The 18,019-nt window shown below is 68.0% G+C and carries 17 protein-coding genes, 1 other RNA gene and 2 pseudogenes; 8 read left to right on the top strand and 12 right to left on the bottom strand.

Annotation, left to right across the window (positions count from 1 at the left end; all coding sequences use genetic code 11):
• Positions 1-35: 35 nt before the first annotated feature.
• Complete coding sequence (gene yghX, locus AR540_RS18815) at positions 36-926, top strand: YghX family hydrolase (RefSeq protein WP_059230919.1); 891 nt, start codon at positions 36-38, stop codon at positions 924-926.
• 500 nt (positions 927-1,426) lie between these two features.
• Here the strand turns inward: yghX and AR540_RS18820 are convergent, their stop codons facing one another.
• Positions 1,427-4,768, bottom strand: coding sequence for a PAS domain S-box protein (locus tag AR540_RS18820; RefSeq protein ID WP_059230921.1), 3,342 nt, complete (start codon positions 4,766-4,768; stop codon positions 1,427-1,429).
• Positions 4,769-5,006: 238 nt separating this feature from the next.
• On the opposite strand from AR540_RS18820, the gene AR540_RS18825 reads away from it, so the two are divergent.
• Complete coding sequence (locus AR540_RS18825; RefSeq protein WP_059230923.1) at positions 5,007-5,390, top strand: response regulator; 384 nt, start codon at positions 5,007-5,009, stop codon at positions 5,388-5,390.
• A 1-nt stretch (position 5,391) separates the two neighbouring features.
• On the opposite strand, the gene AR540_RS18830 is transcribed toward AR540_RS18825, so the two are convergent.
• From AR540_RS18830 to AR540_RS18845, 4 genes and pseudogenes are all read right to left on the bottom strand, one after another.
• Positions 5,392-5,784, bottom strand: a complete 393-nt coding sequence (locus tag AR540_RS18830; RefSeq protein WP_059230924.1) for a response regulator — start codon at positions 5,782-5,784, stop codon at positions 5,392-5,394.
• Between the two features lie 65 nt (positions 5,785-5,849).
• Positions 5,850-6,857, bottom strand: coding sequence for a zinc-dependent alcohol dehydrogenase family protein (locus tag AR540_RS18835; protein ID WP_059230926.1), 1,008 nt, complete (start codon positions 6,855-6,857; stop codon positions 5,850-5,852).
• Positions 6,858-6,972: 115 nt separating this feature from the next.
• Positions 6,973-7,347 (bottom strand): annotated as a pseudogene (locus tag AR540_RS18840) (DUF4398 domain-containing protein); the annotation flags it as partial.
• 29 nt (positions 7,348-7,376) lie between these two features.
• Positions 7,377-7,808 carry a DUF4398 domain-containing protein gene (locus AR540_RS18845; RefSeq protein ID WP_059230930.1) on the bottom strand — a complete coding sequence of 144 codons (432 nt, stop codon included), beginning with the start codon at positions 7,806-7,808 and terminating at the stop codon, positions 7,377-7,379.
• 148 nt (positions 7,809-7,956) lie between these two features.
• Here AR540_RS18845 and AR540_RS26635 point away from each other — a divergent pair.
• Both AR540_RS26635 and AR540_RS26640 read left to right on the top strand, forming a co-directional pair.
• A pseudogene (locus tag AR540_RS26635) lies at positions 7,957-8,727 on the top strand (MCP four helix bundle domain-containing protein); the annotation flags it as partial.
• Entirely contained in the window at positions 8,719-9,582 is an 864-nt protein-coding gene (locus AR540_RS26640) for a methyl-accepting chemotaxis protein (protein ID WP_442963807.1), read from the top strand. The pseudogene AR540_RS26635 and the gene AR540_RS26640, both read left to right, overlap by 9 nt.
• 3 nt (positions 9,583-9,585) lie before the next feature.
• On the opposite strand, the gene AR540_RS18855 is transcribed toward AR540_RS26640, so the two are convergent.
• On the bottom strand, positions 9,586-10,749 hold the full coding sequence (locus AR540_RS18855; protein WP_059230935.1) for an HPP family protein: 1,164 nt from the start codon (positions 10,747-10,749) through the stop codon (positions 9,586-9,588).
• A 243-nt stretch (positions 10,750-10,992) separates the two neighbouring features.
• Between AR540_RS18855 and nhaA the strand changes: the two genes are divergently transcribed.
• Together nhaA and crcB are read left to right on the top strand one after the other, a co-directional pair.
• Positions 10,993-12,159, top strand: a complete 1,167-nt coding sequence (nhaA, locus tag AR540_RS18860; protein ID WP_059230937.1) for a Na+/H+ antiporter NhaA — start codon at positions 10,993-10,995, stop codon at positions 12,157-12,159.
• 11 nt (positions 12,160-12,170) lie between these two features.
• Positions 12,171-12,548, top strand: a complete 378-nt coding sequence (gene crcB / locus AR540_RS18865) for a fluoride efflux transporter CrcB (protein WP_059230939.1) — start codon at positions 12,171-12,173, stop codon at positions 12,546-12,548.
• A gap of 19 nt (positions 12,549-12,567) precedes the next feature.
• On the opposite strand, the gene AR540_RS18870 is transcribed toward crcB, so the two are convergent.
• On the bottom strand, positions 12,568-13,620 hold the full coding sequence (locus AR540_RS18870; RefSeq protein ID WP_059230940.1) for an acyltransferase family protein: 1,053 nt from the start codon (positions 13,618-13,620) through the stop codon (positions 12,568-12,570).
• Positions 13,621-13,967: 347 nt separating this feature from the next.
• Positions 13,968-14,474 (bottom strand): hypothetical protein, encoded by a 507-nt coding sequence (locus AR540_RS18875; RefSeq protein ID WP_059230943.1) that lies wholly within the window; start codon positions 14,472-14,474, stop codon positions 13,968-13,970.
• A 232-nt stretch (positions 14,475-14,706) separates the two neighbouring features.
• On the opposite strand from AR540_RS18875, the gene AR540_RS18880 reads away from it, so the two are divergent.
• Positions 14,707-16,143, top strand: coding sequence for a dihydrolipoyl dehydrogenase (locus AR540_RS18880; protein ID WP_059230944.1), 1,437 nt, complete (start codon positions 14,707-14,709; stop codon positions 16,141-16,143).
• A 161-nt stretch (positions 16,144-16,304) separates the two neighbouring features.
• Here the strand turns inward: AR540_RS18880 and AR540_RS18885 are convergent, their stop codons facing one another.
• The gene (locus tag AR540_RS18885; RefSeq protein WP_177339258.1) at positions 16,305-16,448 is read right to left on the bottom strand and encodes a hypothetical protein; all 144 of its coding nucleotides are present in this window, start codon (positions 16,446-16,448) and stop codon (positions 16,305-16,307) included.
• A 173-nt stretch (positions 16,449-16,621) separates the two neighbouring features.
• Complete coding sequence (locus tag AR540_RS18890; protein WP_059230948.1) at positions 16,622-16,858, bottom strand: hypothetical protein; 237 nt, start codon at positions 16,856-16,858, stop codon at positions 16,622-16,624.
• A 123-nt stretch (positions 16,859-16,981) separates the two neighbouring features.
• On the opposite strand from AR540_RS18890, the gene AR540_RS18895 reads away from it, so the two are divergent.
• Positions 16,982-17,057: non-coding RNA, sX9 sRNA (locus AR540_RS18895), on the top strand.
• Between the two features lie 4 nt (positions 17,058-17,061).
• On the opposite strand, the gene AR540_RS18900 is transcribed toward AR540_RS18895, so the two are convergent.
• Positions 17,062-17,511, bottom strand: coding sequence for a hypothetical protein (locus AR540_RS18900; RefSeq protein ID WP_059230950.1), 450 nt, complete (start codon positions 17,509-17,511; stop codon positions 17,062-17,064).
• Between the two features lie 102 nt (positions 17,512-17,613).
• The gene (locus AR540_RS18905) at positions 17,614-18,012 is read right to left on the bottom strand and encodes a hypothetical protein (RefSeq protein WP_059230952.1); all 399 of its coding nucleotides are present in this window, start codon (positions 18,010-18,012) and stop codon (positions 17,614-17,616) included.
• Positions 18,013-18,019: the final 7 nt, after the last annotated feature.

The raw sequence follows: 18,019 nt of genomic DNA on the forward strand, positions 1-18,019 counted from the left end.
GGCGGACGCCGCGTTTCCCGCCAGAGGAGCACGCGATGACCCGTCTCACCGCCCAGGATTTCTCGCCCGAACTGCTCGAACTCTACGACTTCTATGTCCATGGCCGCATCAGTCGGCGCGACTTCCTCGACCGCGCCGGTGCCTGCGCCGCGGTCCTGGGGCTGTCGGCCACCGGGGTGCTGGCGGCGCTGAGCCCCAACTACGCCCTGGCCACCCAGGTGGAATTCACCGACCCGGACATCGTCGCCGAATACGTCTACTACCCCTCGCCCAAGGGCCACGGGCGGGTGCGCGGCTATCTGGTGCGTCCGGCCAAGGCCAGCGGCAAGGTGCCGGCGGTGGTGGTGGTGCACGAGAATCGCGGGCTCAATCCCTATATCGAGGACGTGGCCCGGCGCCTGGCCAAGGCCGGCTACCTGGCCCTGGCACCGGACGGCCTGACCTCCATGGGCGGCTATCCCGGCAACGACGACAAGGGTCGCGACCTGCAGCAGCAGGTCGATCCCGCGAAGTTGATGAACGACTTCTTCGCCGCCGTGGAAACCCTGATGAGCCATGAATTCAGTACCGGCAAGGTCGGCATCACCGGCTTCTGCTATGGCGGCGGGGTGGCCAATGCCGCTGCCGTGGCCTATCCCGAACTGGCTGCGGCGGTGCCCTTCTATGGCCGCCAGCCGCGCGCCGAAGAGGTGGCCGCGATCAAGGCGCCCTTGCTGATCCATTACGCCGAGAACGATCCGCGCATCAACGAGGGCGCGGCCGCCTACGAAGAGGCGCTCAAGGCCCAGGGCAAGACCTTCGAGGTGCAGCGCTATCCCGGCACTACCCACGGCTTCCACAACGATTCCACCCCGCGCTACGACGCAGCCGCGGCCACCCTGGCCTGGGAGCGCACCCTGGGCTGGTTCGGGCGTTACCTGAGCTGACCCGGGGCTATCCCGGATGCCGAGCAGCCCAGCCTGAGAAGGACCATGCGAGTCCGGCGTTCAGGCCCGACCAGCAGTCTTGTATGGCCATGGGGGTCCGCCGATATGGCCGCTCCTACGGAGCGATCGCCCTATCGCGGCCATGGGCCGCTCCTACGAGTGGGGGGCACGGCGGTTTATCGCGATTTCGCCGGGCGAGGTAATTGAACGCCTGCTCGGATAGCCCCTCTCCGTTCGGGAGAGGGTTGGAATAAGGACGCCCCTCGCCACGAAGTCTCCAGTGGAAAAGGCTGCGCCGTTTTCCACGCTACGTGAGGTATCCGTGATGCGATAGTACAGCCGCTCCTACAGAGAGTGGGGCTCGTGTAGGAGCGGCCCATGGCCGCGATAAGACCGCATCGGCGGACCGCCATGGCTGCGATCCGCATACCGTCCCGCTGGATACAGGCAGCGTTGCGCTGCACTGCGCCCAGCGCCAACCGAGAGGCGCCGTGGGTCGTTCAGGTGCCCTCGATCAAGTCACGGATGCGGATCGCCAGGGCGTCCATGGCGAAGGGCTTGGTCATCACGTGCATGCCGGGCTCCAGGTGGCCATTGCCGACCACGGCGGTCTCGGCGTAGCCGGTGATGAACAGCACCTTGAGCCCCGGCCTGCGCTGGCGGGCGGCGTCGGCCATCTGCCGGCCGTTCATGCCGCCGGGCAGGCCGACGTCGCTGACCAGCAGGTCGATGCGTACGTCGGACTCCAGCAGCCGTAGCCCGGAGCTGGCGTCGGCGGCTTCCAGGGCGGCGTAGCCCAGTTCTTCGAGGACCTCGGTGACCAGCATCCGCACCGTGGGCTCGTCGTCCACCACCAGCACCGTCTCGCCCTGGCCGACGCGGGACAGTGCCGGTTGGCTGGCGGCCCGCTCGGCGCTGACGGGGGCCTCGCGGTGGCGCGGCAGGAACAGGGTGACGCTGGTGCCCTGGCCGACCTGGGAATGGATGCGCGCCTGGCCGCCGGACTGGCGCACGAAACCATAGATCATCGACAGGCCCAGGCCGGTGCCGACGCCGATGGGCTTGGTGGTGAAGAAGGGATCGAAGGCCTTGGCGATCACCTCGGGCGGCATGCCGCAACCGTTGTCGGTCACGGAGAGGGCGATGTACTCGCCGGGCTCCAGGTCGCGCAGGCGCCCCATGCGCGCATCCAGGGCGCGGTTGGCGGTCTCGATGTAGATGCGGCCGCCCTCGGGCATGGCGTCGCGGGCGTTGATGCAGAGGTTGAGCAGGGCGTTTTCCAGCTGCGGCGGATCGACCAGGGTCGACCAGAGATCGCTGGCCGCCGCCACCTCGATCTGGATCGCCGGACCCACGGTGCGGCGGATCAGGTCTTCCATGCCGGCGACCAGCCGGTTGATGTCGGTGGGCTTGGGGTCCAGCGTCTGGCGGCGGGAGAAGGCCAGCAGCCGGTGGGTGAGGGCGGCGGCGCGAATGGCGGCGCCCTGGGCGGCGGTAGTGTAGCGTTCGAGATTGTTCAGCCGGCCCTGGCCGATGCGCACGGTGAGCAGGTCAAGACTGCCGACGATGCCGGCGAGCAGGTTGTTGAAGTCGTGGGCCAGGCCGCCGGTGAGCTGGCCGACCGCTTCCATCTTCTGTGATTGGCGCAACTGTTCTTCCAGCAACGCCTGGGTTTCGGCGGCTTCCTTTTCGCGGGTGATGTCGCGCCCGGCGCCGGTGAGGTGGTCCTGGTCGGGGTCCAGGGAGAGGGTCCAGGAGAGCCAGTGCCAGTCGCCGCTGGCCGCCAGCACGCGATTCTCCAGCCGCGCCGGCAGCCCGCTGCGGTGCAGCTCATCGAGGGCCGCCAGCACCTTCGGCAGGTCGTCGGGATGGATGAGTTCGGTGTAGGGCCGGCTGAGCAATTCCGCTTCGGAATAGCCCAGGTGCCGGGACCAGGACGGACTCACCCGCAACAGCTGCCCGGCGAAATCGGCGACCAGCAGCAGGTCCTCGCTGAGCGCCCAGAGCCGGTCACGCTCGGCGGTGCGGGCCTGCACCTCCTGGCTGAGGCTCAGGTTCTGCGCCTGGATCAGCGCCTGGGCGTCGCGCTGGGTGGTGACGTCCTGGGCGAAGACGTAGAAGCCATCCACGGCGCCTTTGGCATCGCGCCGCGGACGGTAGTGGATGTCGGCGATCCGGCGGCGGCTATCCGGCCAGGGCCACGGCAGGTCGAGGCGCGCCGGGATGCCGTCCAGGGCGGCCTGGATGGCATGCTGGCGGGCGGCGAACAGCGCGGGCGAGAAGACCTCGGGCATGCGGCGCCCGACGAGGCCGTCCGGGGCCTCCTTGAACCACCTGGGCGCCTCGGCGTTGGCGAAGCGATAGACCAGGTCGCGATCGACGAAGGCGATCAGGCAGGGCAGGGTGTCGGCCACCAGGCGCAGGTTCATCTCGCTGTCGTGCAGCGCGTGCTCCGCGGTGAGGCGCGCGGTGGCCGAGCGGGTGCGGCTGGCCACCTCGCGGATGAACTGGAGTTCGTGGGGCGCCCAGTGGCGTGGAGTGCGGGAACTGACGTAGAGCAGGGCGACGAAGCGGTGGTGCTCGAACAGCGGGGTGTTGACGAAGGCGCGGGTGTCCAGGGTCCGCAGGGCGGCGAGGTTGTCGCGGGTACGGGGATCGTCCTGGACGTCTGCGATCACCACGGTCTCGCCGCGCTTGAAGTCCTCGACATAGCTGCCGTAGTCGCGGAAATTCAGGGTGCCCACCAGGCTCCGTGCGCCGGGGACGGTCCAGTCGCGCTCCACGGTGATGGTCTCGGCATCGGCATCCACCAGGCCGTAGCCCACCAGGTGGGCGCCGAGGGTGGTGCCCAGGGTGGCGCAGGCCACCTCGGTGACGGCCGCGCTGTCATCGAGATGGTTGAAGCGCTCGCCCAGCTCCAGCAGCGCCAGGCGATAGCGGTCCTCGTGGCGCTTGGCCTGGGCGGCGAGTTCCCGCTCGGTGACCTCCAGGAAGAGCACCAGGAAACTGTCCGGCCCGGCCTTGTGCGCATGGCCTTCGTACCAGCGCCCGTCGTGGTGGAATTGCCGCACGTAGCTGACCGACTGACCGGTATCGACCACCCGGGTGAAATCCTCCACCCAGCTGTCTTCCAGCTCGGGAAAGAGTTCACGGGCGCTGCGGCCGACGGTCTGTTCCGCGCTGAGCCCGAAGAGGCGCGACCAAGCACGGTTGACCTGGTCGTGGCGCCAGTCCCGCCCACGGCCCTGTTCATCGCGCAGGATGGTGCCGAGGATGAAACCTTCCTCCAGTTGCTCGAACAGGTCGCGCCAGTAGCGCTCGCTTTCCAGCAGGCGTCGCTGGACGTCGCCGAGGCTGAGCTCGCTGGCGCGCAGGGCTTCGCCGGCTAGGTGCTGGGCGGTGCGATCGCGCAGGATCTTGACGAAGCCGGTGTGGCGCCCGGCATCGTCGTGCAGCGGGTGCATCTCGCCGCTGGCCCAGAAGCGCGTCCCGTCGCGGCGCAGGTGCCAGCGCTCGTCCTCGGCCCGGCCATCGCGCCGCGCCAGCCGCATTTCCAGGCCGGCGCGGTCGCTGCGATTGTCTTCCGGGGTGAAGAAACGCTCGGCCGGGCCGCCGCGTATCTCCTCGGCGGTCCAGCCCAGCAGGCGTTCGGCGCCGCTGTTCCAGTCGGTGATGGTGCCTTTGGGGTCGAGCACGATCATGGCGAAGTCGATGGCGCCATCGAAGATCGCCAGGCGCCGCTGGGTATCCTGGGGCTGCAGGGCGCAGCGCGCCTCTAGGGCGGCGCGAAGGCGGTGCACTTCCGCCTGGAGGTCGGCGTAGGAGGGAGTCTGTTCAGCCATGGGGTCGTCGAAGCGGAGGGTAGACGGTACCGAGGAAGGTGGAGCCTGGAGGGCTTACCAAAGAGAGTCCAGCGTGACGCAGGGATTCCGGAGAAATTTTCCGCCCAATCGGGAATTAAGTCGTCGCTGGCGCATCAGACAGGTGCGGACGGGTAGCGACCAGCCGTCCATCCGCATCCTGTGATCCAAGTCAGGTAAAGTCGGTCCATATTAGTCGTACTAATGAAGTAGCGTTGCCATGACCGATGCAATAACACCCGTTGCCATTACCACCGTGCTGGTCGTCGAGGACGATCCGGTACTGCGTTCCCTGGCGACGGAGGTATTCGAGATGGAAGGCTACGCCGTGCAGTCCTTCGCCACCGCCGATGCCGCCTGGGCCTGGCTGGACGAGGATCCCGCGCCGCCGGACCTGCTCTTCACCGACGTGCGCATGCCCGGCCGGCTCGATGGCCTCGCCCTGGCCAAGCAGGTACGCCAGCGCTTCGCCGAGCTGCCCATCCTGGTCTCCTCCGGCTACACCGGCCAGCAGTACGCCGAGCGTGAAGAGCGCGCGCTGTTCCTACCCAAACCCTGGACCATCGACCAGTTGCTGCACGCCTGCCACCAGCTCGGTATCTAGTCTAGTCTTGTGCCTGGCGCGCCTGTGCCAGGCGGACCGCCGCATCCACCTGGTCGAGCGTCCAGGGCTTCTGCAGGAAGACCACCCGGGGCGGCAGCCTCGTGGTGATCTCGTAACCGTATCCCGAGGTGATCAGCATGGGCAGGTCTGGCCAGCGCTGACTCAGCAGCTGCACCAGTTCACCCCCCTTCAGCTGGCCGGGCATGAGGTGGTCGGTGACCAGCAGTGCCGGCGGCGCCGGCCGCTGCAGCAGCTGGACCAGGGCGTCGTCGGCCGTGTCGAACCTCAGGCAGGTCCAGCCCAGGCTGGCTTCGAGGTGATTGCCCAGCAGCTCGCCGAGCAGCTCGTTGTCTTCGATGACGACGGCATAGGGATGGGCGCTGGCTAGGTTCATCGAGCGTTCCGGAATTCACACGGGGGCGACTTCCGGAAGCTTAGCAGTTTCATGGTATGACTAATTTAGATATCCAGGACTATCTTGCCGAAGTGGCTGCCGTCCTTATGGAAGGCGAAGGCCTGGGCGATCTCCTGCAGCGGGTAGTGGCGGTCGATCACTGGCTTGATCCCGGTACTCTCAAGGGCGCGGATCAGGTCTTGCTGATGGCGCCGGCTGCCGACGATCAGGCCTTGCAGGCGCTGGTGGCGGCGCATCAGATTGGCGGTGGGGACCTGGCCCTCGACGCCGGTGAGCACTCCAATCAATGCCAGGTGGCCATGGATACGGGCGGCCTGGATCGATTGCGCCAGGGTCGCCGGCCCGCCGACTTCCACCACGATGTCCACCCCGCGGCCGCCGGTGATGGCCTGCACCTTGGCTCCCCATTCCGGTTCTTCGCGGTAGTTGATCAGGTGATCGGCGCCCAGGGCATAGGCGCGCTGCAGCTTCTCATCCGAGGACGAGGTGGCGATCACCGTGGCACCCATGGCCTTGGCGAATTGCAGGGCGAAGATGGACACCCCGCCGGTGCCCATCACCAGCACGCTGTCGCCGGCCTTGAGACCGCCGTCCACCACCAGGGCGCGCCAGGCGGTGAGGCCGGCGGTGGTCAGGGTGGCCGCCTCGGCATGGCTGTAGCCCCGCGGCGCGCGGGTGAAGGCGGTGGCCGGGCGCACCACCACCTCGCAGGCGAAGCCGTCGACGCCATCGCCCGGCGTGGTGGAAAAGTCGTCGAGGGGCGGCTCGCCGTCGAGCCAGGTGGGGAAGAAGGTGGACACCACGGGATCGCCCACGGCGAAGTCGCTGACGCCCGGTCCCACGGCCTCGACCACGCCTGCCCCATCGGACATGGGGATGCGACCGTCGGCGGCGGGCATCTTGCCGAGCACCACGCCGAGGTCATGGAAATTCAGCGAACTGGCCTTGATCCGCACGCGGATCTCGCCGGCCCCGGGCTGGCCAGGATCGGGCAGCTCGCAGCTTTCCAGTTGGTCGAGTCCACCGGGTTTGCGTAGGCGTATGGCTTTCATGGGGAATCCTCCAGACAGGGGACGAGCGAGGGCTCGCGGGTCTGTAGAGGACCACGGCAGGGGGCGCAGGATTCCCGGACAGGGCCTGCGCCCCCGAACCTCACTTCACCGCTTTCTGCAGCTGTTGCAGCTGTTGGGTGCGGGTGTTCAGGCGGGCCTCGCCGCGTTCGGCATCGGTTTTCTTCAGCTCGGCTTCGGCCAGGCGCAGCTTGATGGTCTGCATGGCGGTCTGGATGCGCTGCTGGGTCAGGTAGGCCAGCTGGTCGACGGTCTTCTCGTTCTCACCGTCCTTGTAGGCCTTGTCGGCCTTGGCCAGCCAGGTACCGGCATCCTTGGTCTCCAGGGCGGCCAACTGGGCGGCCTGGGGCTGGGATTCCAGGGCGGCGTAGTCGTTGCGCGCCTTTTCCAGGTTGGGGTTGGGCGGGGTGGCGCAGGCGGCCAGGGTGAGGGTCAGCGCCGACAGCACCGGAAGCAGGAAAGATTTACGCATGGGCTTTGTCCTTCAAGAGAGCGGGCAGCTTACTGCTGCACTTTTTTCTGGAGATTCTGTTGCAACTGCAGGTTGATCTGACCTTCCTCACGCAGCTGCTGGATGCTGTCCTTGGCGTCCTTGAGCGCCGCCTCGGCCTTGGCGGCCTGGGTCTTGCGGGTGGCCAGGCGGGCATCCCACTCGGCCTGCTCGGCCAGGCGCTTGGCGTCGTCGTATTTCTCGTTCGAGAGGGCGGTCTGGGCCTGGGTCCACTTGTCCTGGGCCGACTTGGTCTCGATGGGGGCGTACTGGTTACCGCCGGAGTTCACCGCTTCGTCGACGGCCGACTGGGTGACGGCCATCTGCTCGGTCGGTGGGTTGCCGGCGCAGCCCGCCAGCAGCAGGCTACCGCCCAGGACCAGGCTGGCCAGCAGCGTCCGGGGAGCGGAGAACGGGGAGGCACGAGAGGGACCGGTTTTCATCCGAACTTTCCTGTCAGGTCGCCCGAAATGGGCGACGGTGCCTTTGAGACGACGAAAACGCGGCGAGGTTCGCTGCGCTCAAGCCGGCACCGATACGGCCGATATACGTTGTCAGACAACAAGAAGGCCGCCGGCCACGAGGATCTCCATGCTGCTACGCACCTGCAACATCGCGCCCCGGGCGGCGCTGGGCTTCGGCCTGATCGCCCTGATGGTGGCCTTTCTCGGCTGGTTCTCCCTGGCGCAGATGGCGGGTATCCGCGAACGCCAGGTGGCCACGGAGCGCGACTGGGTACCGAGCATCCGCGCGGTGGATGCCATCCGCGAGAACATGCTGCGCATCAGGACCATCTCCCTGCGCCTGGCGCTCGACCCGGACCCCCGCAACATCGATACCTACGTGAGCCAGTACGAGGCGCGCAACAGGGTGCTGCTGGAGGGCATCAAGGCCTACGAGGTACTCGTCGACACCCCCGAGGAACGGCAGCGCTGGGACCTGTTCAAACGCGACTTCGCTACCTACCAGCAGGGCATGACCGACTCCTTCGCCCTGGCCCGCAAAGGCGATACCGCCGCGCTCAACAAGCTGACCCTGGTGGACATGAAGCCGGTGGTGGATGGCACCGGCAAGCAACTGGGCGAGCTGGGCGACTTCTATGCCGCAGGCATCGAGCGCGATGGCCAGGTGTCCGCCGAGCGCTACGACGCCTCGCGGCTGATCGTTATCGCGGTGATGGTCCTGGCCGCCCTGGCCACGGTGCTGATGGCCTGGTTGCTGACCGTCAGCATCGTCCGGCCGCTGCGCGAAGCCTTGCTGGCCGCGCGCCGCGTCGCCCAGGGCAACCTGACCCAGACCCTGGCGGTGGCCGGACGCGACGAGGTCAGCGAATTGCAGCGCGCGCTGCAGCAGATGCAGGAGCAACTGCGCGCGACCCTGTCGCGCATCGCCGGTTCTTCCACCCAGCTCGCCACCGCCGCCGAGCAGCTCAATGCGGTGACCGAGGCGGCCGGCCAGGGCCTGCAACGGCAGAACGAGGAAATCGAGCAGGCGGTCACCGCCGTCACCGAGATGAGCACCGCGGTGGACGAGGTGGCGCGCAACGCCGTCTCCACCTCCGAAGCCTCGCGCGCCTCCAGCCAGGCGGCGCAGCAGGGGCAGGCGCGGGTGGCCGATACCCTGGGCGCCATCGGCGCGCTGTCCGACGAGGTCGCCGCCACCGGCAACGTGGTCCAGCGCCTGGCCGAGCAGTCCCAGGACATCGGCAAGGTGCTCGACGTGATCCGCGCCATCGCCGAGCAGACCAACCTGCTGGCGCTCAACGCCGCCATCGAAGCGGCCCGCGCCGGTGAGGCCGGGCGAGGTTTCGCCGTGGTGGCCGACGAGGTGCGCGCCCTGGCCAGCCGTACCCAGCAGTCCACCCACGAGATCGAGCAGATGGTCTCCGGTATGCGCAGCGGTGCCAGCCAGGCGCTGGATTCCATGCAGGACAGCAGCCAGCGCGCCCAATCCACCCGGGCGCTGGCGGAAACCGCCGGGGTCGCCCTGGCGGAGATCAACGACCGCATCGGCGAGATGTACGAGCGCAACCTGGTGATCGCCAGTGCTGCCGAAGAGCAGGCCCAGGTGGCCCGCGAGGTGGACCGCAACCTGGTCAACATCCGCGATCTCTCCACCCAGTCCGCGGACGGTGCGCGCCAGACCAGCGCTGCCAGCCGGGAGCTGTCGCGGCTGGCGGTGGACCTGCAGGGGCTGGTGAATCGCTTCCAGGTGTGAGCCCTAGGCCCGCACCGCCTGGTACAGGGCGCGGATCAGGTCCGACTGGGTGATGATGCCCACCAGGCGGCGCGAGCCGTCGATGATGGGGATGTGCCGGTGGCCGTTCTCGGAGAACACCGGCACCAGGTCGATCAGCAGGCGGTCGGCGCTGGCCACCCGCACGGTGCGGGTCATGATCAGGCCCACGGTGCGGGCGCCCTGGCGTGCCCGCGGGCGGACCAGGGAGCGCAGGCGCCAGCCGAGGCCTTCGTGGACGTCCAGATCGATCTGCCGCATGAAGTCGGCGACGGTGACGATGCCCAGCAGATGCCCCTGGCGATCGGTGACCGGCAGCGCCTTGATGCGCCGGGCACGCATCAAGGCCCAGGCTTCCTGCAATGGCATCTCGGCACGGGCCGTCACCAGCTCCCGGCTCATGACGTCGGCGCAGCGCAGTTCGCCCATCTTGCGCTGGTAGGCGCGCGCCTCCACCTGTTCGAGCAGTTCGGCCAGGTCGTCGCGGCTGATGTCCAGCACCTGGTTGTAGCGCGCCAGCACGGCGTCCAGGTCGGCGCGCTGCAGGCGCGTCTCGCTGCCGGCTTCGGCCGGACGCGGCACATGGGGCCAGGGGCGGCGGGTGAGGTTGTTGTAGAGCAGCCCGGCCGCCACCAGCAGCAGCGAATCCAGCGCCACCGGGCTCCAGGCATAGCTGAAGTCCTGGGCGCCGATCAGCACCATCAGCAGCGCCGAAGCGCCTCCCGGCGGATGCAGGCAGCGCAGCGCGAACATGGTGGCGATGGCCAGGGCGACCGCCGCGGCGGCGGCCAGGTTGGCCTCGGGAATCCACAGGGCGCAGGTGATGCCGATCAGCGCCGAGAGGGTATTGCCGCCCACCACCGACCAGGGCTGCGCCAGGGGGCTGGCGGGCAGGGCGAACACCAGCACGGCGCTGGCGCCCAGCGGCGCCACCAGGGCCAGCGCCAGGGCGCCATGCTGATGCACCGGCTGGCCTTCCAGCCACCAGGCCGCCAGCAGGGCGGCGAGCAGGATGCCGAGCCCGGCGCCCAGGCTGGCGCGCAGGCGCTCGCGGCCGTCGATGGGCAGCGGCGCCGGCCAGAAGGCGCGCAGGCCCTGGGCGAGGCGGGAGCAGCGGGTGGCAGCGGGCGACGGGGAATCCTGGGACATGGCACGGCGACGGGCGGGCAGAACGGGCGCTGATGGTGCTCCGCCAGGACGCCTCTGGCAAGGTCGTCGAGCCCGGACGGCCAGCGCGGTCTCGACCGGTCCGTGCCAGAGCGGTCGCCGGATTGGCGGCTGCGCAGCAAGGCCGCAGCGGTGTACCATCGGCGGCTGGGTGTCGCCGCAATGGTGCGGAAGGACAGGTTGAACCAAGCGCAGGTCGGGCCGCCGCGCGGAGTTCGGCTGCCCGTGACTTCCCCCCTCGCTCCGGCCAAGGCCCTGGCTTTTCTCATCAAATTCTGCGCCGCCGAGGCCGCGGGCGGCATCGTGCTGATGGTCGCCGCCGCCCTGGCCCTCGTCGTCGCCAACTCGCCCCTGGCCGATGGCTATTTCGCCAGCCTTCATTGGTACGTGGGCGGTCTGTCCCTCAGCCACTGGATCAACGACGGCCTCATGGCCCTCTTCTTCCTGCTGGTGGGCCTGGAGATCAAGCGCGAGCTGGCGGTCGGCCAACTGGCCAGTTGGGGCGACCGCGCCCTGCCGGGGCTGGCGGCCCTGGGCGGCATGCTGGTGCCGGCGTTGCTCTATGCCCTGGTCAATCGCCACGATCCCCAGACCCTCGCCGGCTGGGCGATTCCCGCCGCCACCGACATCGCCTTCGCCCTTGGCGTGCTGTCGCTGCTGGGCTCGCGCGTGCCGCCGTCGCTCAAGGTATTCCTCTCGGCGCTGGCTATCCTCGACGACCTCGGCGCCGTGGTGATCATCGCCCTGTTCTACACCAGCGACCTGTCTACCTCCATGCTGCTGGCCGCGGCGGGCCTGGTGGCGGTGCTGTTCGTGCTCAACCGGCTCAAGGTCAGGACGCTGCTGCCCTATCTGCTGGTCGGGGCGCTGCTGTGGTTCTGCCTGCTGCGCTCGGGTATCCATGCGACCCTGGCCGGGGTGATCCTGGCGCTGTTCATTCCCCTGGGCGACACCGAGGCCGACGCCGCCTCGCCACTGCTCCGGCTGGAGTCCGCCCTGCATCCCTGGGTGGCCTTCCTCATCGTGCCGCTGTTCGGTTTCGCCAATGCCGGGGTCTCCCTCGCCGGCATCTCGCCCGCTAATCTGCTGGACCCTGTGCCCCTCGGCGTGGCCCTGGGACTGTTCCTCGGCAAGCAGGTCGGCATCTCGCTGCTGGTGCTGCTGGCCATCCGCAGCGGCCTGGCGCGCCTGCCGGAAGGCGCCAGCTGGCTGCAGCTCTATGGCGTGGCCCTGCTGTGCGGCATCGGCTTCACCATGAGCCTGTTCATCGGTGCCCTGGCCTTTCCCACGGCGCCCTTCCTGGTGGACGAGGTCAAGATCGGCGTACTGCTGGGGTCCATGCTGTCGGCCCTGGCGGGTGTCGCCGTGTTGCTGTTCGCTGCGCGTCGTTGAGAGGAAAGGTCATGCCCTATGCGCTGTTCGCGGTGATGCTCGGGGGGGCGGTAGGTAGCGCCTGCCGCTGGTGGATCGGTCTGCGGCTCAACGCCGTGCTCGCCCAGTTGCCCCTGGGAACGCTGCTGGTGAACCTGGTCGGTGGCTTCGTCATCGGGCTGGCGCTCGGACTCTTCGCCCGCTATCCGGGGCTGGACCCGCACTGGAAGCTGCTGCTGGTGACCGGCTTCTGCGGTGGCTTCACCACCTTCTCGACCTTTTCCGCCGAGGTGGTGAGCCTGTTGCAGGACGGCCGCCTGGGCTGGGCGGCGCTCACCGTCAGCGCCCATGTGCTGGGTTCGCTGCTCATGACCCTGGCGGGCTTCGCCCTGGCCGCGCGGCTCGGCTGAGCCGGGCGGCCAGGCGTCCTCAGGGCTGCGGTGTGGATGATGCCAGGGCCTTGCGCCGCGGCTTGAATCTCAGGGCCGGCGCCTCGATCAGGTGCCAGGACAGCACCGCGAGGCCCAGTGTGAGGCCATAGCTCACCAGCAGGAAGCCACCCAGTGAGAAGCTGTCGGGAAAGCTGTGCATGAGCAATTGCTGCACCGGGAAGTTGAACAGGTAGAGGCCGTAGGAATAGTCACCGCAGCGGCCGAAGCCGTGCAGCAGCGGCACCCGGGCCTGGGCCAGGTAGAGGCTCACGTAGGACAGCGACACCAGGTGCAGCACCGGCAGCGTCTGCCAGACGATGGCCGCCAGCGACAGCAGGCAGAACGCCAGGGCCAGGTCCAGGCGCCAGGGGATGCGCGGCCCCGCCAGCTGTAGCAGGGCGCCGGCGAAGAAGAACATTCCCAGGCTGAATACCTTGTGCAGCACGAAACTGGCGACGCCCATCTGCGGCAGCAGCAGGAAGTTGCCCAGTACCAGCACCACCAGGGTGGCCATGACCACCGAGCGGGTCAGCAGCCCCAGCACCCCGATGATCATCACCGAGAGGTACATGAACGCCTCGTAGGGCAGGGTCCAGTAACTGCCGTTCACCGTGTCGGGAAAGGGGTTGTCGGCGAACACCCCGGGCAGTTCGAAACGTGTCAGCAGGAAGATGTTCTTGAAGAAGCCCAGGGTCTGGCGGTCGCTGAAATAGGCGCCGGTGTCGCGAGTGGTGGCGAGCCAGCCCACCACCAGCACCGAGAAGAGCACCGAGACGATCAACGCCGGAAAGATCCGCAGGGCGCGTTTGGCAAGGAAGTCCAGCGGATGGCGGCTGCGTTGGAAGGACCCGGTGATCAGGAAGCCGCTGATCACGAAGAACACGTAGACGGCGATGCTGGCGGCATCGGTGAAGCCAGTGAGTTGCAGGATCGGCTCGGCATCGAGACGACCCGAGAGCCAGAAGCCGTGGCCGATGACCACGGTGGAAGCGGCGGCGAAACGGAGGAAGTCGAAGTTGTTGCGTCCATGGGTGACGGGTGGGGTAGGCATGAGCTGCTCCTCGCGGCCTCGGTCGCGGTCAACCCCGGCGCCTGGCAATGGCAGGCAGGGGTGACGTCGACCCAGGCGGGCGCGCTCGCCTCGGGGCGAACGCAGGCAAAGGCCGCTGCCGGCAGGGCCGGCAGCGGATGGGCGGCAGCCGACGCGATCGGGGCGATCGGCCGGGCCGGCGAGGGCAGGCGGCTATGGGGGGCTGAGCTGGGCGTGGGCGGGGGGCGGCAGACGCCGGGAACGGGGGCAAGGCAGCATGGCGGTGGCAACCCAGAACGAGGGACGCGCGTGTGCGGACGTGGACTGGGGCCTCCCGGCCGCCACGTCGGTTGCGCGCGTCCCGCGCATCAGGCGCTGGCCTGCAGCGGCTGGTCGAGGGTCACCGGCGGGGCGTGGTCGGCGAAGTAGAGGGCGGCGCTCTGCCGGGCGTGGTCGCCGAATTCCTGGGGATGCCGCATGACGATGCGTTCGAAGGCGCCGGGTTCCAGGCCGTCTTCGTAGAAACCGTTGTGGCACTGCAGGATGCCCGCGGCGCACACGCTGCGCTCGACGGCGGCGATCAGGCCACCGGCTCTCAGGCTCTTGACGATGTTGTGCGGCAGCCGCCCGCGCCGGCGTAGATTGGCAGCGGTCTCGCTGAGGGTGTCGAGGATCTCGGTTTCGGCCGGGGTAAGCCGGCGCACGTCCAGCTTGGACTTCTGCACCAGGTAGCGCCGGGAGAGCAGGCGGGCCTGGTCGTTGAGCGCCTTGAGCACCGCGCCGCTGAGTTCACCGCGGGTGAACAGGCCGGTCTCCAGGGCGATCAGGTAGGACCAATCGGTGATGAGCGAAATCTTGCTGAGATCACGTTCCATGTGAGTGCCTTCGTCCATTTAAGTTGACTAGATTGAGGGCGTCGCACCTCGATGGTTCCATAGCGCCAGTATAAGGCGACCAATGGCATGGAATTTGACGCTACTGACAAGAAATGTCGGTTTTTTGTCGAAGTGGATCACGCCTTGAGGATGCAACCTCAACGCTGCGCTTCGGGTCCCTAGCTAGAGCCTGGCGCGAGTCGGGTAACCCTCCGCAATGTCAGGTGACGTGATGAGTGACCCCGCACAGCCTTCGAACACCCCGGATATCCACTGCGATGTCGCCGTGATCGGCGCCGGCACCGCCGGCCTTGCCGCCGAACGCGCGGCCCGCCGCCAGGGCGCCCGCACCCTATTGATCGATGACCGTTGGGCCGGCACTACCTGCGCCTCGGTGGGCTGCATGCCGTCCAAGCTGCTGATCGTCGCCGGCGAGGCCCACCACGCCGTCCGGCGCGCTGGTACCTTCGGCATCGAGGTGGGCAGTGTCAGGGTCGATGGCGCAGCGGTCATGGCGCGGGTCCGTCGCGAGCGTGACCATTTCGTCGCCGCCACCCAGCAGGGTTTCGAGAAGCTGCCCGAAGGCGTGGCCCAGTGTGCCACCGCCCGCTTCATGGCGCCTGACCGCCTGCAACTCAGCGATGGTCGGACTGTTCAGGCTCGTAGCGTGGTCATCGCCACGGGTTCCTATCCGCTGGTACCGGCTCCGTTCGGCCGCCTCGGCGACCGTGCGCTGACCAATGATACGATCTTCGAGTTGCCGGACCTGCCGCGCTCCCTGGCGGTGATAGGCACCGGCCCGGTCGGCCTGGAGTTGGCCCAGGCCATGGCTCGCCTGGGGGTGGCGGTCACCCTGTTCGGGCAGGACGACGGTCTCGGTGCGCTCAAGGACGCCGAGGTGAAGGCCGAACTGCGCCAGATCCTGGAACAGGACCTGGCCCTGTACCTGAATGTCGAGGTGGATGCCCGGCGCGAAGGCGAGGGTGTGCGGCTGTCCTGGTCCGGCGCCACGAGCGGCGAGGGAGATTTCGACTTTGTGCTGGTGGCCGCCGGGCGACCGCCGCGGCTAAAAGGGCTGGGTCTGGACAGCACTGGCCTCGAGCTGGACGATCATGGCACCCCGCTCTATGACCCCAAGACGATGCAGTGCGGCTCTTCGTCGATCTTCATCGCCGGTGATGCCGACCATGACCGGCCCATCCTCCATGAGGCCTCCGACGAGGGCGCCATCGCCGGGCACAATGCCGCCTGCTACCCGGAGGTCCGGGCCACGCCCCGTTCGCCAGCGTTCTCGCTGATCTTCACCGATCCGCCGGTGGCCGTGCTGGGCAGTCCGCCGGACGAGGGCAGCCTGATCGGCACCTCTTCCTATCACGACCAGGGCCGTGCCCGGGTCGAGGCGCGCAACCAGGGCATCGCCCGCTTCTACGCCGAACCGGGCACCGGCAAGTTGACCGGTGCCGCCATGGTCGGACCGGGCATGGATCATCTCGGCCATCTGCTGGTACTGGCGCTGATCCACGGCGAGACCGCCAGCTCGCTGCTCGACATGCCTTTCTACCACCCCACCCTGGAAGAGGGCCTCAAGACCGGTCTGCGCGAGATCTGTAAGGCCGCCCACAGCAGCCTGCGCAACGACCGCGACCAGGGCTCGCCGTCCGGCGCCTGACGGGCGCGGCGCCAGCGGTGGAAAAGGCTGCGCCGTTTTCCACGCTATTGATTCGCTTCTGCGATAGCGCCCTTCCCCCACCCCTCTCCCGCACGCGGCAGAAGGAGCTATCGGTGCGGAAGCCTGCGTAGATACCGTCTTCGCCCCTCGGTGTGCAGTCGCTAAGGCTTGCCCGATTTGAGCACGCCATAGGCGATGGTCAGCAGCTTGCGCATGGCGGCGCAGACGGTTTGTTTACCTTTCATCCCCCTGGCTTTCAGCCGCTCGGCTTGCACCTTGATAGCCGGGTTGTAGGTCAGCGCCACGACAGCGGGTAGGTATAGCGCACTGCGTAAGCGGAGCGATCCCATGCGCAAGATGCAGGTATGGCCGCGATCAAGCGGTAAGTCCATGCCGAACGCACTGCACCCTTTCCTTCAGGGACAGGGGGGAGGGTAGCCCCGTACCGGAAGGTCCTGCCCGTTGGGCTTCGCTGTGCCTACGAGGCCGACGTCTCCACCCTGATATCCGTCAACCCATGCACCTCCGCTTGCCGCAGGATGGCTTCGGCTGGCGCATCGGCGGGTGGCAGGGCCAGGCTGTTCTCGGCGTCGGCCCGCAGGTGTTCCAGCAAGGCGAGGGCCGCCTCATGTGGAGCCAAGGTCGTCTGTGGCTGCTCGAGGTCGAACTGGCGGGACTCGCCGTCCTTGCGGTAGTGGACGCGGAACTGGGGCATGGCGGCGGTCTCGGAGCGGGTTTCTAGACAGACCCCTCCCGGCGCGCCGCCGTTCCGGCTTAGAGCAGCTAACAAAACTACTGCGCGTCCGCCAGACGGGGGCGTGCAGTGCTCGGAATCCTCATGTATCACCCATACACTGCGGTTCCTGCGCGCCGCGCGCACCCGCCTGACAGCCGCTCGCTACGTTTTGTTAGCCGCTCTTACTTGAGGATGACCAGCTTGCCCTTGAGGGCGACGCCGGCTATGAAGGCGCCGGCGTGGCACTCGTAGCGGCTGGGATCGCTCCACTCGTTCTTCTTGTAGTAGCTGGTGATGTCGGTGACGGCATTGGCGCCGGCGGCCTTGGCCGCATCCTGCAGGCGGATCAGCGCCGATTGCAGCACCCAGCGGCAGGCTTCTTCGTCGCTCTTGTTGAAGGCGTTGGTCTTCTGGTTGGTGGTGATGCTGGGATTGACCACCGTGGCCTTGCCGGGAACCGGATTGCCGGCCAGGTAGAACTTGACGCTGCCATCCAGGCGCTTGGCCGCCAGGGCTTCCTGGACGACTGCGGCGAAGGGCAGTTGCAAGGTGGTATCGCGCGCCTGGGCGGCGGCGGGCAGCAGGGCGGCCAGGCTCAGGGCGAGGGCCAGTTTCGGGGCGAGATTGCGCATGATGACTTCCTTGTGGATGGGGGGATGATTTTGTAACGCAGAACGCCTTGACCGTCAGCTAGCGGGCCAGTGTTCTGCGACATCGCGCAAGCGAAGTACCTTTCACTCCGCTGCGGCCGTGGGCGCCGGCAGCCGCAGTTGCCGGCGGATATCGGCGTCGAGCTGCTGCACCCAGCGATTGTAGTTGCGATGGATGCGTTCGCCATCGTAGTCCAGCCCCGCGCTGTCGCGGTAGCGAATCTGGTAGCCCTTGGTGCTGTAGGGGATGTCGATCCAGGCCTGGTGACGGCTGCGTACCAAGATGCTGGCGACGATCATGCCGGGGCTCTCGCTGCCCACGGTCCAGCCGCGGGTCTCCAGCACCTCGACGATGGCATTGCGGACGTCGGCGGCGTTCTCCACCCGATCGGTAGGGAAGACCTCCTGGGGCGTCACCAGTGGCGCCTGGGTACAGGCGGCGAGCAGCAGCAGGCCGAGGACGAGCGACAGGCGACGCAGCATGGAGCTA

Origin of the sequence: Pseudomonas sp. EpS/L25, from assembly GCF_001512295.1 — a bacterium.
Lineage (GTDB): Bacteria > Pseudomonadota > Gammaproteobacteria > Pseudomonadales > Pseudomonadaceae > Chryseomonas.

Excerpts from the sequence above, each read along its gene's own strand:
- yghX (WP_059230919.1), top strand. The coding sequence starts at position 36 with ATGACCCGTCTCACCGCCCAGGATTTCTCGCCCGAACTGCTCGAACTC.
- AR540_RS18820 (WP_059230921.1), bottom strand. The coding sequence starts at position 4,768 with ATGGCTGAACAGACTCCCTCCTACGCCGACCTCCAGGCGGAAGTGCAC.
- AR540_RS18825 (WP_059230923.1), top strand. The coding sequence starts at position 5,007 with ATGACCGATGCAATAACACCCGTTGCCATTACCACCGTGCTGGTCGTC.
- AR540_RS18830 (WP_059230924.1), bottom strand. The coding sequence starts at position 5,784 with ATGAACCTAGCCAGCGCCCATCCCTATGCCGTCGTCATCGAAGACAAC.
- AR540_RS18835 (WP_059230926.1), bottom strand. The coding sequence starts at position 6,857 with ATGAAAGCCATACGCCTACGCAAACCCGGTGGACTCGACCAACTGGAA.
- AR540_RS18845 (WP_059230930.1), bottom strand. The coding sequence starts at position 7,808 with ATGAAAACCGGTCCCTCTCGTGCCTCCCCGTTCTCCGCTCCCCGGACG.
- AR540_RS26640 (WP_442963807.1), top strand. The coding sequence starts at position 8,719 with ATGCAGGAGCAACTGCGCGCGACCCTGTCGCGCATCGCCGGTTCTTCC.
- AR540_RS18855 (WP_059230935.1), bottom strand. The coding sequence starts at position 10,749 with ATGTCCCAGGATTCCCCGTCGCCCGCTGCCACCCGCTGCTCCCGCCTC.
- crcB (WP_059230939.1), top strand. The coding sequence starts at position 12,171 with ATGCCCTATGCGCTGTTCGCGGTGATGCTCGGGGGGGCGGTAGGTAGC.
- AR540_RS18870 (WP_059230940.1), bottom strand. The coding sequence starts at position 13,620 with ATGCCTACCCCACCCGTCACCCATGGACGCAACAACTTCGACTTCCTC.
- AR540_RS18875 (WP_059230943.1), bottom strand. The coding sequence starts at position 14,474 with ATGGAACGTGATCTCAGCAAGATTTCGCTCATCACCGATTGGTCCTAC.
- AR540_RS18880 (WP_059230944.1), top strand. The coding sequence starts at position 14,707 with ATGAGTGACCCCGCACAGCCTTCGAACACCCCGGATATCCACTGCGAT.
- AR540_RS18890 (WP_059230948.1), bottom strand. The coding sequence starts at position 16,858 with ATGCCCCAGTTCCGCGTCCACTACCGCAAGGACGGCGAGTCCCGCCAG.
- AR540_RS18900 (WP_059230950.1), bottom strand. The coding sequence starts at position 17,511 with ATGCGCAATCTCGCCCCGAAACTGGCCCTCGCCCTGAGCCTGGCCGCC.
- AR540_RS18905 (WP_059230952.1), bottom strand. The coding sequence starts at position 18,012 with ATGCTGCGTCGCCTGTCGCTCGTCCTCGGCCTGCTGCTGCTCGCCGCC.